General features: G+C 65.5%; 9 protein-coding genes. 5 read left to right on the top strand and 4 right to left on the bottom strand.

All coding sequences use genetic code 11. From position 1 onward, the window contains the following. Positions 1-61: 61 nt before the first annotated feature. The gene (locus ISP25_RS10135) at positions 62-679 is read left to right on the top strand and encodes a LysE/ArgO family amino acid transporter (RefSeq protein WP_404613618.1); all 618 of its coding nucleotides are present in this window, start codon (positions 62-64) and stop codon (positions 677-679) included. Positions 680-797: 118 nt separating this feature from the next. Beyond that, entirely contained in the window at positions 798-2,420 is a 1,623-nt protein-coding gene (locus ISP25_RS10130) for an NAD+ synthase (protein ID WP_404613616.1), read from the top strand. 19 nt (positions 2,421-2,439) lie between these two features. On the opposite strand, the gene ISP25_RS10125 is transcribed toward ISP25_RS10130, so the two are convergent. Continuing rightward, a complete protein-coding gene (locus tag ISP25_RS10125) occupies positions 2,440-2,745 on the bottom strand; it encodes a hypothetical protein (RefSeq protein ID WP_404613614.1) in 306 nt (101 codons plus the stop codon). Between the two features lie 96 nt (positions 2,746-2,841). After that, complete coding sequence (locus ISP25_RS10120; protein WP_404613612.1) at positions 2,842-3,708, bottom strand: outer membrane protein assembly factor BamD; 867 nt, start codon at positions 3,706-3,708, stop codon at positions 2,842-2,844. Positions 3,709-3,798: 90 nt separating this feature from the next. Here ISP25_RS10120 and rluD point away from each other — a divergent pair, with 90 nt between their 5' ends. From rluD to clpB, 3 genes are all read left to right on the top strand, one after another. Next, positions 3,799-4,770, top strand: a complete 972-nt coding sequence (gene rluD, locus ISP25_RS10115) for a 23S rRNA pseudouridine(1911/1915/1917) synthase RluD (protein WP_404613610.1) — start codon at positions 3,799-3,801, stop codon at positions 4,768-4,770. 4 nt (positions 4,771-4,774) lie between these two features. Further along, a complete protein-coding gene (pgeF, locus tag ISP25_RS10110) occupies positions 4,775-5,524 on the top strand; it encodes a peptidoglycan editing factor PgeF (protein ID WP_404613608.1) in 750 nt (249 codons plus the stop codon). 187 nt (positions 5,525-5,711) lie between these two features. Beyond that, positions 5,712-8,294 carry an ATP-dependent chaperone ClpB gene (gene clpB / locus ISP25_RS10105; protein WP_404613606.1) on the top strand — a complete coding sequence of 861 codons (2,583 nt, stop codon included), beginning with the start codon at positions 5,712-5,714 and terminating at the stop codon, positions 8,292-8,294. Positions 8,295-8,384: 90 nt separating this feature from the next. Here clpB and ggt read toward each other — a convergent pair whose 3' ends face one another. Together ggt and ISP25_RS10095 are read right to left on the bottom strand one after the other, a co-directional pair. Next, a complete protein-coding gene (gene ggt, locus ISP25_RS10100; protein ID WP_404613604.1) occupies positions 8,385-10,157 on the bottom strand; it encodes a gamma-glutamyltransferase in 1,773 nt (590 codons plus the stop codon). 134 nt (positions 10,158-10,291) lie between these two features. Then, positions 10,292-12,784: a TonB-dependent receptor plug domain-containing protein gene (locus tag ISP25_RS10095; protein ID WP_404613602.1), complete on the bottom strand. Its 2,493-nt coding sequence runs from the start codon at positions 12,782-12,784 to the stop codon at positions 10,292-10,294. Positions 12,785-12,825 lie beyond the last annotated feature (41 nt).

The raw sequence follows: 12,825 nt of genomic DNA, 5'->3' as shown, positions 1-12,825 counted from the left end.
AAATATAGTTTTACTGATGCAGACGGCTATTCGAAAGTAGGCCTCCTTTCGTGAGGTCCGCATGCTCGCATCCGCTTATCTCGCCGGGCTCGGTACCGGGGCCGGCCTGATCGTCGCCATCGGTGCGCAGAATGCCTTCGTCTTGCGCCAGGGACTGCAGCGCCTGCATGTCGGTGCGGTGGTACTGGTCTGCGTGCTGGCCGACGTCGCGCTGATCGCCCTGGGCGTGGCCGGCATGGGGCTGGCGGTGAAGCAGCAGCCCGGGTTGCTACAGGTCCTGCGTTTCGCGGGCGCTGCCTTTCTCGCCTCGTATGGCGTGTTGGCAGCGCGACGTGCCTGGCGCGGCGAAAGCGGCCTGCGTCCGGCCGATGCAACGGCGGGCAGGCAAGGGCGCACGGTGCTGGCCTGCCTGGGATTCACCCTGCTCAACCCACATGTTTATCTGGATACCGTGGTGCTGCTCGGCAGCTTGTCCACCCATTACCTGGGTGGCGTCCAGTGGTCGTTCGCAGCTGGAGCAGGTACGGCCAGCTTGCTGTGGTTCACGGCGCTGGGCTACGGGGCGCGGCTGCTGCTGCCGGTATTCCGCAGCCCGGTTGCCTGGCGCGTGTTCGACGTGCTCGTGGCGTTGCTGATGTGGGGGCTGGCTACCCTGTTGCTGTTGCGGCCAATGGCCTGAGGCCGGCAGGGCACGAAAAGCTGGCGAAGGAGCGTTTGGGGGAAGGCGGCCGCCCTCTTGTGTCGATGGCGATGCACTACCATTTCGTCCCCGATTCCATCCCCGAAGAGCTTGATCCATGGCTGTCCTGAGACTGGCGCTGGCCCAGCACGATTTCCCGGTCGGCGCGGTCGCGGCGAATGCCGCGAAGGTGGGCGACCTGATGGCGCAGGCCCGCGGCGGCGGTGCCGACCTCGTGGCGTTCCCCGAGCTGACCCTCTCGGGCTATCCGCCGGAAGACCTGCTGCTGCGCCCGAGTTTCCTCGCTGCCTGCCAGCAGGAGCTGGATGCGCTGGCCGTGGCGACGGACGACATGGCCGCGCTGGTGGGTTTCCCGCACAGCGAGGGCGAGGTGTACAACGCCGCCGCGCTGTTGCGCGAGGGCCGCATCACGCAGGTGGCGCACAAGCAGGCGCTGCCGAACTACGGCGTGTTCGATGACAAGCGCTACTTCCGTCCCGGTCATGCCAGCACGGTGGCCACGCTGGCTGGCGTGCGTGTCGGTCTGTTGATCTGCGAGGACGTGTGGCGGCCCGAGCCGGCTGCCGCGATGGCGCGTGCCGGCGCCGAGCTGATCGTGGTGATCAATGCCTCGCCCTGGGACGACGCCAAGCAGGCCGAGCGCGAGGCGGTGCTGGTCGAGCGCGCCAGGGAGACCGGCTGCGCACTGGCCTACCTCAACCTGGTCGGCGGGCAGGACGAGGTTGTGTACGACGGCGGCTCATTGCTGGTGAACGGCGACGGTTCGGTCGCGGCGCGAGCGCAAGCCTTCGTCGATGCGCTGCTGTGGGCGGAATTCGATTCGGCGACACGCAGCCTGCAGGCCGAAAACTGGCCGGTCGCCGCCGACGCCTCGGCCGAGGCCACGCTGTACGCCGCGCTGGTGCGAGGCATCCGTGACTACATCGACAAAAACGGTTTTCCCGGCGTGCTGCTGGGCCTGTCCGGTGGCATCGATTCGGCGTTGACGCTGGCGCTGGCGGTGGATGCGCTGGGAGCAGATCGCGTTGTCGCGGTAATGATGCCGACGCGCTATACCTCGCAACTGTCGCTGGACGGCGCGCGCGTGCAGGCTGAGCAGCTGGGCGTGGACTACCACGTCATCGGCATCGAGCCGATGACCGAAGCCTTCCTCGCTGCGCTGGCACCCGCCTTCGCCGGCAAGGCTGCCGACACTACCGAGGAAAACCTGCAGTCGCGCACGCGCGGCGTGACCTTGATGGCACTCTCCAACAAGCACGGCAAGTTGCTGCTCGCCACCGGCAACAAGAGCGAGATGGCAGTGGGCTACTGCACGCTGTATGGCGACATGTGCGGTGCCTATGCGCCGCTCAAGGATGTCTACAAGACGGCGGTGTATCGGCTCGCACGCTGGCGCAACGCCCAGGCTGGCGGCGAGGAGGCGATTCCGGTGGCGGTGATCGACAGGCCGCCCTCGGCCGAGCTGCGCGACAACCAGACCGACCAGGATTCGCTGCCGCCCTACGAGGTGCTTGACGCGATCCTGGAGCGCTTCATCGAGGGCGAACAGTCACAGGCCGAGATCATCGCGGCCGGTTTCGCCGCCGACGTGGTGCATCGCGTGGTGCGGCTGGTGCTTGCCAACGAATTCAAGCGCCGCCAGTCCGCGCCGGGGCCGCGCGTCACTACCCGTGCGTTCGGCCGCGAAAGGCGATACCCGATCACCTCGGGCTGGCGGTGAAGCCTGCGCGGCATCCTAGTCATTGCCGGTAGTTATAGATGCTGCCGACGATCATCAGGATGATCGACAGCAGCGAGACGAGCATGACCGACCGAGGGCTGATCCATCGGCCTTGCCTGGCGGACTGGTAGATCTCTTGTGGCGTTCGGCCAAAGCCCGGCCCCGGGTAGTAAAACGCTACCCATGCGCCCAGCAGCAAGCCGCAACCGCTGAAGGCCGATGCGGGCGGCCTTTCGGTCCGGAGGGTGGCCACGGCGGTCAGCAGCAGGATGCCGGTCCATATCCTGTGACCTTTGCGGTTGCCGGATTTGCTTTCCTGGCTCATGGCGATTCCGGCGCAGCGGCTCTCATGGAAATGGCGGAGCTTGCATAAAAAAACCGGCGATCGCTCGCCGGTTTCTGTTGTACTGACCTGTCGGCATCAATGGTGCCGCATGAAGGGAACCATCTTGCGCCACTTCGCCACTTCGTGCGGCCAGGTGGGATCCTTCAGGTAAGGGTGATCCGGGTAGTTGAGCACCAGCACCTGGCGGGTCTGATCGGCCAGCTTGTCCTCTTTCAGCGCAAGGTAGCTGCGAGTGAGGATGGCCAGTGCATCACCGGTCTGCGGCGCCTGCTGGTAGTGCTCGATCACGTACTGCGCGCGATCCGCCGCACCGACATAGACGCGATTGAACAGGTAGAACTCGGCCACGTTGACCTCGTACTGCGCCAGCACGTTGCGCAGGTAGATCATGCGCTGGCGCGCATCGGCAGCATAGGCGCTGTTGGGAAAGCGGCGCGACAGCTCGGCAAAGTCGTCGAAGGACTGCAGGTTGTAGCCCTGGTCACGGCGCGACTGCGCCTGCTTGTCGCGGGAAACCTTGTCCATGAAGCCGGTAGTGCGGTCGAAATTGATCAATCCGCGCAAGTAATAGGCATAATCGATGTGCTTGTTCGACGAATCGGCCTTGATGAAGCGGTTGATCGTCGAGTACGCGTCTTCCCACTGGGCGTCCTTGTACTGCGCGTAGGTCAGCTCCAACTGGGCCTGTTCGTTGTAATCACCGGCTGGGAAGCGCGCGATCAGGCGTTGGTAGTCCTTGATGGCGGCGGAGTAGTCGGCATTCTCCAGCGAGACGTGTGCCTTCTTGTACAAGACGTCCACCGGCATGGTGTCGATGTTGTCGCGCTTGTGGTGGAACAGCGAGCAGGCGCTCATCGCCAGCGCCAGACCAAGCAAGGCGAGTGTCCTGAGGCAGAACCGGGTGGTCGTCGGCAGCTTGGGCGAGTCGATAATTGAACGCATGGAAAAGGATCGTATGTTGGATCGAAAGGGCATGATAGCTGAAACCGGAGCCGCCCCGCGGCCCGCGGTCCGCTACACGAGGGCTGTTGCATGACCGTGATAAGCCACGAGGCTAGGGTGCCGCTGGCATTGGCCGGACGCAGGTTCGACCAGGTGTTGGCCGAGTTGTTCCCTGACTACTCGCGTTCGCGCCTCACTGGCTGGATCAAGTCCGGTGCGGCCACCCTGGACGGCGCGATGGCGCCGCCCCGCCTGCTGCTGAAGGGCGGCGAACTGGTACAGCTGGAAGCCGAGCTGGAAACCGAGGTGGAGAGCGCGCCGGAAGACATCGCCCTGACCATCGTGCACGAGGACGAACACCTGCTGGTGCTCGACAAGGCCGCCGGCCTGGTAGTGCACCCCGGTGCCGGCAACGCCTCCGGCACTCTGCTCAACGCTTTGCTGCACCACGACCCGAAGCTGGCCGAGTTGCCGCGCGCGGGCATCGTGCACCGGCTGGACAAGGACACCAGTGGCCTGATGGTGGTGGCGAAGACGCTGCCCACCATGACTGCGCTGGTGGAAAGGCTGTCCAATCACGACGTGCAACGACAGTACGAAGCCGTGGTGCTAGGAAGCATGGTGTCCGGCGGCACCGTGGACGCGCCCATCGGCCGCAGCATGGGCGACCGCCTGCGGCAGGCCGTGCGCGAGGACGAAACCGGCAAGCATGCCGTGACCCACTACCGCCTGCGCGAACGCTTTCGCGCGCACAGCCTGCTCCAGTGCAACCTGGAAACCGGCCGCACCCACCAGATCCGCGTCCATCTCACGCATATCGGCCATCCGCTGGTGGGGGACCCGCTTTACGGTGGTGGTCTCAAGCTGCCGAAGCGCGCCATGCCGGAGCTGGTCACTGCGTTGCGCGGCTTCCGCCGGCAGGCCCTGCACGCCGAGCGGCTCGCGTTCGAACATCCGGCGACGGGGGAGGCGCTGTCTTTTGCCGCGCCACGCCCTGACGACATGAATGTCCTGATTGCGGCCTTGCGTGACGACCTTGCCGCCCACGGCCACGACGACTGATTGCATGATCGACCCCTGGCTCTTCCCCGATTGGCCTGCTCCCGTGCACGTGCACGCGGTCGTGAGTACGCGCGAAGGCCCGGGTGTTTCGGCGCCGCCGTTCGGTCGTTTCAACCTCGGCATGCGCAGCGGCGAGTCCACCGAGGTGGTCGGCAGCAACCGCGACGTGTTGCGGCAGGCACTGGGCTTGCCGAGCGCTCCGCGCTGGCTGCATCAGGTGCATGGCACCACCGTGGCTGAGCTGGGTCCGCTGCCCGGCGGACACGAGCCGCAGGCCGACGCCGCCGTGTCGCGCATTCCCGGCACCGCGCTCGCCATCCTTACCGCCGACTGCCTGCCGGTGTTGTTCTGCACCGACGATGGCAGCGCCATCGGCGCGGCTCATGCAGGCTGGCGTGGCCTTGCTGCCGGGGTGCTGGAAGCCACCATCGAACAGATGCAGGCGTCGCCGGCGCGGCTGATGGCATGGCTGGGGCCGTGCATAGCCGGGGCTTCCTACGAAGTGGGCGAGGAGGTGCGCGCCGCCTTCGTCGATCGTGCGCCCGGCGCGGCGACCTGCTTCACGTCCACGCGACCGGGTCACTGGCATTGCGACCTTGCCGCGTTGGCACGGCAGCGACTGACCGCAGCCGGCGTCGCACGTGTGCATGGCGGCGGTTTCGACACGTTCCAGGACGTGCGGTTCTATTCGTACCGCCGCGAAGGCTCGCGCAGTGGGCGTTTCGCCAGCCTGATCTGGCTGGCCGAAGGCTGAATGTCCGTACCCGCATGGCGCCATCGTCCCAATTGAACGTTGCACGTCTGGCGTCCGGGCGGATCCCCTCCGTCCGCTGAAACCTTGACGTTTTCCCCGCATGCCGGCTGCTTGAATCGCTGGCGGCCACCCGCATCTCAGCGGGCAGTGGCGGCCAGTCCGCCAAACCTTTCGTGGGGATCAACCGATGCGGATGGACAAACTCACCTCGCGTTTCCAGCAGGCGCTGGCCGACGCACAGTCGCTGGCCGTGGGGCGCGACAACAACATGCTGGAATCCGCGCACGTGATGGCGGCGCTGTTGAACCAGCAAGGCGGCTCGACCGCGCCGCTGCTCACGCATGCGGGCGTCAACGTGCCGGCGCTGCGCCAGCGCGTGAACGAGCTGCTCGACCGCCTGCCCAGGGTCAGCGGGCAGGAGGGCAGCATCAATGTGGGCAACGACCTGTCACGCCTGCTCAACCTCACCGACAAGCTGGCGCAGCAGCGCGGCGACCAGTTCATTGCCAGCGAGTTGTTCGTGCTGGCGGCGCTGGAGGACAAGGGCGAGCTGGGCTCGGCACTGAAGGCGGCAGGTGCGACCAAGGCGAACCTCGAGGCCGCCATCGAGCAGGTGCGTGGCGGCGAGAAGGTGCAGAGCGAGAACGCCGAGGACCAGCGCCAGGCGCTGCAGAAGTACTGTATCGACCTCACCGAGCGCGCCGAGTCCGGCAAGCTCGATCCGGTGATCGGCCGCGACGAGGAGATCCGCCGCACCATCCAGGTGCTGCAGCGGCGCACCAAGAACAATCCGGTGCTGATCGGCGAGCCCGGCGTGGGCAAGACCGCCATCGTGGAAGGCCTCGCCCAGCGCATCGTGAAAGGCGAGGTGCCGGAAGGCCTGCGCGATCGCCGCGTGCTCGCGCTGGACATGGGCGCGCTGATCGCTGGCGCGAAGTTCCGCGGCGAATTCGAGGAGCGCCTCAAGGCGGTACTCAACGACCTCGCCAAGAACGAAGGCCAGATCATCCTGTTCATCGACGAACTGCACACCATGGTCGGCGCCGGCAAGGGCGAAGGTGCGATGGATGCGGGCAACATGCTCAAGCCCGCGCTCGCGCGTGGCGAACTGCATTGCATCGGCGCCACCACGCTGGATGAATATCGCAAGTACATCGAGAAGGATGCGGCCCTCGAGCGCCGCTTTCAGAAGGTGTTCGTGGGCGAGCCCTCGGTGGAAGACACCATCGCGATCCTGCGAGGCCTCAAGGAGCGCTATGCCGTGCACCACGGCGTGGAGATCACCGACCCGGCCATCGTCGCCGCCGCCACGCTCAGCAACCGCTACATCCCTGACCGCCAGCTTCCCGACAAGGCCATCGACCTGATGGACGAGGCGGCCTCGCGCATCCGCATGGAGATCGACTCCAAGCCGGAGGAGCTGGATCGTCTCGAGCGCCGGTTGATCCAGCTGAAGATCCAGCGCGAGATGCTGAAGAAGGAAAAGGACGTCGAGTCGAAGCAACGCCTCGCCGACCTGGACGCCGACATCGCCAAGCTCGAACGCGAGTTCTCGGACCTCAACGAGGTGTGGAAATCCGAGAAAGCCGCGCTGCAGGGCGCGACCAAGATCAAGGAACAGATCGAGCAGGCGCGCACGGAACTGGAAGCGGCTCAGCGCCGGCAGGACTACGCCAAGATGAGCGAGATCCAGTACGGCAGGCTGCCGGAGCTGGAGAAGCAGCTCGCCGTCGCGCAGGCTGCCGAGACGCAGGAATTCACCCTGGTCAAGGACAAGGTCACCGCCGAAGAGATCGCCGAGGTCGTGGCGCGCTGGACCGGCATCCCGGTGGCGAAGATGCTGGAAGGCGAGCGCGAAAAACTGCTGCACATGGAGGACGACCTGCACCGGCGCGTGGTGGGTCAGGACGAGGCGGTACGCGCGGTGTCCGATGCCGTGCGTCGCGCACGTGCCGGACTGTCCGATCCCAACCGGCCCAGCGGTTCCTTCCTGTTCCTCGGGCCCACCGGCGTGGGTAAGACCGAGCTGTGCAAGGCGCTGGCCGAGTTCCTGTTCGACACCCAGGACGCGATGGTGCGCATCGACATGAGCGAATTCATGGAAAAGCATTCCGTGAGTCGCCTGATCGGCGCGCCCCCGGGCTACGTGGGCTATGAAGAGGGCGGCTATCTCACCGAGGCCGTGCGCCGCCGTCCGTACAGCGTGATCCTGCTCGACGAGGTGGAGAAGGCGCATCCGGACGTGTTCAACATCCTGCTGCAGGTGCTGGACGACGGCCGCCTCACCGACGGCCAGGGTCGCACGGTGGATTTCCGCAACACCGTGATCGTGATGACCTCCAACCTTGGATCGCAGCTGATCCAGGAGCAGGCCGGCGATTCGGAAGCGGATTACGTGCAGATGAAGGCCGCGGTGCTAGGCGTGGTGCAGGCGCACTTCCGCCCCGAGTTCATCAACCGCCTCGACGAACTGGTGGTGTTCCGCCCGCTGGAGAAAAAACAGATCCGCCGCATCGCGCTGATCCAGCTGACCGCGTTGGAGAAGCGTCTCGCCGAACGCCAGCTGAAATTCGAGATCAGCGAGAAAGCACTGGATCTGCTCGGCAACGTGGGTTTCGACCCGGTATACGGCGCACGACCGCTGAAGCGTGCGATCCAGCAGCAACTGGAGAACCCGCTGGCCAGGGAGATCCTCGAAGGCCGTTACGCGCCAGGCAGCATCATTGCGGTGGACGTGGCCGGCGGCCACCTGGTGTTCCGCAAGGGTTGAGCGTGCCGGCGATCGATCGTCGCATTGCCTTCATGAAACGAAACGGCCGACCCGAAACCATCGGGCCGGCCGTTTCGTCTGCGATTTCCGTCAATAGCCGGCGGCCAGCCCGGCAGGTCGACGGCGATCGTTGGCACCCTCGAGTGCACCGGTCTTCGGGTCGACCAGGATGGCCTCGTCGGCACCCCACGACTGCACTTGCCTGAACTTGTAGCCCATCGCCTCGAGCTGCTTCTGCGCTTCGGGCGCGAACAGGCCGGGCTCGATCATCACCGTGTCCGGCAGCCATTGCATGTGCATGCGCGGCGCGTCCACCGCCTGCTTGATGTTCATGCCGAACTCGGCCACGTTGAGGAAGCTCTGCAGCACGGTGGTGATGATGGTGGAGCCGCCGGGGCTGCCGGTCACCATGTAGAGCTTCTTTTCCGGGCCACGCAGCACGATGCTGGGCGACATGGAGCTGAGCGGGCGCTTGCCGGGTTCGATCCGGTTGGCTTTGTCCTGCACCAGGCCAAAGGAGTTGGGCACGCCCGGCTTGGAGGTGAAGTCGTCCATCTCGTTGTTGAGGAAGAAGCCGGTGTCGCCGGCGATCTGGCCGTTACCGAACAGGTAGTTGATCGTGTATGTCACGGCTACCGCATTGCCGTGGCTGTCCACGACGGAGTAGTGGGTGGTGTTGGTGCCTTCCTCCGGCCCCAGGCTGCCCTTGACCTCGGAGGACGGCGTTGCCTTGCCGGGCAGGATGGTGTCGCGCAGGGCGGCCACGTGGTCGGGCGCAAGCAACTTCGCTATGGGGTTGTGCACGAAGGCAGGATCGCCGAGGTAGGTGTTGCGATCGGCGTAGGCGCGTCGTTCGGCTTCGATGATGGCATGTGCGCCGTTCACCGAGCCGTAGCCCCATTTGGCCAGCGGATACGGTTCCAGTATCTGCAGGATCTGGCAGATCGATACACCGCCGGAACTCGGTGGTGGCGCGGCGACATAGGTATAGCCGTGGTACGTGCAGGTGATCGGGGTTTCCCATTGCACCGTGTAGTCGGCGAAGTCCTGCAGCGACAAGAGGCCGCCATTGGCGTCGCTGCCGGCGACGACGTCCTGCGCGATGGGGCCCCGGTAGAAGGCGCCGGTGCCGTCCTTCGAGATCAGTTCCAGCGTTTTCGCCAGCTGCGGCTGGCGCAGGCGGTCGCCCGGTACGTAAGGCTTGCCCTGGTTGAGGAAGATCGCCGCAACGTTGGGGTGCTTGGCGAAATCCTTCACGCGCTGATTGAGGACGTTCACGTCACCCTGGTCCAGCTCGAAGCCATCGTTGGCCAGCTTGATCGCCGGCGCGATCACCTGACCTAGCGACATCGTTCCGTATTTCTTCAAGGCGGTATCGAGGCCCATCACCGTGCCGGGTACGCCTACGCCGAGATAGGTGCTGGTGCTCTTGCCATGGATCACGTTGCCCTTGGCATCCTGGAACATGGTGGGTGTGGCCTTCAGCGGGGCCTTTTCGCGGAAATCGAGGAACACGTTCTGGCCGTTGGCCAGATGCACCAGCATGAAGCCGCCGCCGCCGATGTTGCCGCAGCAGGGGTTCACCACCGCCTGCGCGAAGCCGACCGCCACCGCAGCGTCCACGGCATTGCCGCCTTCCTTGAGGATTTCCACGCCAACGTCCGAGGCAAGGTGCTGGTCGGAGACCACCATGCCGTGCACCGCCGTCACTGGCCTGGCGTTGGCGAGCTCCGCCATCGTGGTGCCATGCGCGGTGGCGTCGAGTGCCTGCTGGGGAATCGGCGCCTGCTGCGATGCGGCTTGTGCCACGGGGACAGCCGCCAGCGCGGCGGCGAGGCCCCATAGGGGAGCTGACTTGGTCATGTGGCGAACCTTATGGATGGCGCGGAATATCGCCGGGAGCGGTTTCGAGGGCGCGGAGGCGATGGTTCGAAGGGGCAAGGACGGCGGCCGCAAAAAAACGGCGCAGCCGAAGCCGCGCCGTTTGGGGTGAGTCGTTACCAGCTGTAGCGCACCTTGCCGTACACGTAAGCACCGTTGTAGCCGAACGGCGAGAACGTCGAATAGGGCAGGGTGCCGTTGTTGCTCTGGCTGGCGATGTTCTTGTCCGGATAGGTGTCGGTGGCGTCGTCCACACCCAGGGTGAAGGTCCAGCTCTGCCAGCGATAGCTGCCGGACAGGTCCAGTACCCACTTCGGAGTGAAGGTCTGGTCCACCACGCCCGTCGTTGGGTTGTAGCTGGCGATGTTGCTCACGTAGCTGGTGTAGCGGCCGTAGCGGGTCAACGTGCCGTTGAAGCTCCAGTTGCCGATGCCGTACTGCTCGCCGAGGATCAGCTTGCTGCGCGGCGTGGAGTTGGCGAGGTAGCCTTCGATGTCCTGGCGGTTGAGGCGCACGAAGTTGACGCCGAGGTTGCTGAGCACCGTTGGGTTGGGTTTGACGCTGGTCACCACGTTCTGGTTGTAGTTCGCGCTCAGCGTGGTGGTGAACGTGCCGATGTTGCCGAGATCCTTCACCCAGGTGCCCACGAAATCCACGCCGCGGGTGCGTGTGTCGCCGGCGTTGGTGAAGTAGTCGACGCTGCTGTAGTCGAGATTGGTGACGCCGTTAGCCGCGAGGTAATTGACGACGGTGGGCGACGTGGTGGAGATGGCGCCGGACAGCGCGATGCGGTTGTCGATGTAGATCTGGTACACGTCCATGCTGAGGTTCAGCGTGTCAGTGGGATTCCACACCGCGCCGAAGGTGTAGTTGCGCGACTTCTCCGGCTTCAGTGCCTGGGCGCCGAGCAACTGGGCGATCTGGCTGGTCGCCGGCACCAGGCCGCTGTTGTAGATGCCGGGCGTCAGGCCTGCCGCGTTGCCTGCGGCGTAGTACAGCGAGGAGATCTGCGAGAAGTACTCCTGGCCCAGCGAAGGCGCGCGGAAGCCCGTGCCTGCGGTGCCGCGCAGGGCGAAGCTGTCGGTGAAGTCGTAGCGCAGCGAGATCGAACCCGAAGTCGTGTTGCCGAAGTCGGAGTAGTCCTCATGGCGCACCGCCAGCGAGGCACCGAGCTTGTCGGTGAGGTTGGTTTCGAAATCGAGGTACTCGGCCACGTCGTGGCGGGCGGCGTCCACCGCGTTGGCCGGCTGCCAGCCGGCGAAGCCCTGCGCGCCGCCGGAGACGCCCGAGGTGCCCACGTAGTACGAAGCCAGGTCGCCCGGCGCGATCTGGTAGGTCTGGCGCCGGTACTCGGTGCCGAATGCCATGGTCAGCGCATTCGGCAGCCAGCTGACGTTGAGATCCTTGGCGATGTCGATGTCGAACGACTGCTGCCCGGCCGTGAGGATGCCGTCGCGGAATACCGTGGGCGAATAGCCGAAGTCGTGGTAGTAGGCGAAATTCATGGTGTCCTGCGTCTCGTACGAGACGCGGTTGGCGCCCTCGTTGGCCGAGACGTCCCAGCGCCAGCCGTCCACCGTGCCGCGCAGGCCGGCCACGAACGACTGGTCGAAGGAATTGGAGTTCTCCAGCGGCAGGAAGCCGTCGGGGTAGTACGCCGCCATCAGCGGGCTCTTCGGCGAGGGCGAGTTCAGGCCGTAGCGGAAGAACGCCGGCGAGATGCTATCGCGGTTGCCGTAGTGGCCGAAGGCGTAGAGCTGCACATCCGGCGTGACGTCGTACTGCATGTTGACCATCACGTTGTTGCTGTGCACCCAGGGGTCGCCCTGGCGGTAGTTCACGCCCAGCGCCTCCCATGCCGGCGAGCGATCGTCGGGGCCGGCGCGGTTGGTGTTGTCTTCGTTGCCGCTTTCCACGGTGAAGCGCATCCAGCCCTTGTCGTCGCCGAGCGGAATGCCGAAGTTGGCCGAGCCCAGCCACTGCCGGCCGTCGCCGGCCGAGTACTGGCCGCCGCTCACTTCCACGTCGCCGCCCTGGGCGCCTTTCTTGAGGATGATGTTGATCACGCCGGCAATGGCGTCGGAGCCGTATTGCGCGGAAGCGCCGTCGCGCAGCACTTCGATGTGGTCGATGGCCGAGACCGGAATGGTGTTGAGATCCACCGGCTGCGAGCCGCGGCCGATCACGCCGTTGTTGAGCAGCATGGCACCGGGATGCCAGCGTTTGCCGTTCACCAGCACCAGCACCTGGTCGGGCGACAGGCCACGCAGCTGTGCCGGGCGCTGGGTGTCCGCGGTGTCGGCGGCGGACGGCCGCGGGAAATTCAGCGAAGGGATGATGCGCGCCAGGGCAGTGGGCAAGTCGGTGGTGCCGGTCTGCTGCAGCACTTGCGCGGACACGACGTCGATCGGCGTCAGCGCACTGCTTTCGGTGCGGTTCGCGGAACGCGTGCCGGTGACGATCACCGTCTCCAGCTTCTTGGCATTGGCGGCCGTGGTACTGGTGTTGTTGTTGTCCTGGGCGGCGGCCGGTGTGCCGACGAGCGCGAGCAGCACGGCGGCGGCCAGCGCGCTGGGAAGCAGGATGCGATTCGAGTTGTTCTTGTTCATGGTGTCTCCCCGGAGTGATTGATGCATTGCAGCAACTGCAG

This window comes from Rhodanobacter hydrolyticus (assembly GCF_044904645.1).
Note: the sequence above shows the minus strand (reverse complement) of the source record. Positions and strands in the feature narration are given on the sequence as shown.

Coding starts and splice junctions, on each gene's coding strand:
- ISP25_RS10095 (WP_404613602.1), bottom strand. CDS start 12,784: ATGAACAAGAACAACTCGAATCGCATCCTGCTTCCCAGCGCGCTGGCC.
- pgeF (WP_404613608.1), top strand. CDS start 4,775: ATGATCGACCCCTGGCTCTTCCCCGATTGGCCTGCTCCCGTGCACGTG.
- ggt (WP_404613604.1), bottom strand. CDS start 10,157: ATGACCAAGTCAGCTCCCCTATGGGGCCTCGCCGCCGCGCTGGCGGCT.
- ISP25_RS10135 (WP_404613618.1), top strand. CDS start 62: ATGCTCGCATCCGCTTATCTCGCCGGGCTCGGTACCGGGGCCGGCCTG.
- clpB (WP_404613606.1), top strand. CDS start 5,712: ATGCGGATGGACAAACTCACCTCGCGTTTCCAGCAGGCGCTGGCCGAC.
- ISP25_RS10120 (WP_404613612.1), bottom strand. CDS start 3,708: ATGCGTTCAATTATCGACTCGCCCAAGCTGCCGACGACCACCCGGTTC.
- rluD (WP_404613610.1), top strand. CDS start 3,799: ATGACCGTGATAAGCCACGAGGCTAGGGTGCCGCTGGCATTGGCCGGA.
- ISP25_RS10130 (WP_404613616.1), top strand. CDS start 798: ATGGCTGTCCTGAGACTGGCGCTGGCCCAGCACGATTTCCCGGTCGGC.
- ISP25_RS10125 (WP_404613614.1), bottom strand. CDS start 2,745: ATGAGCCAGGAAAGCAAATCCGGCAACCGCAAAGGTCACAGGATATGG.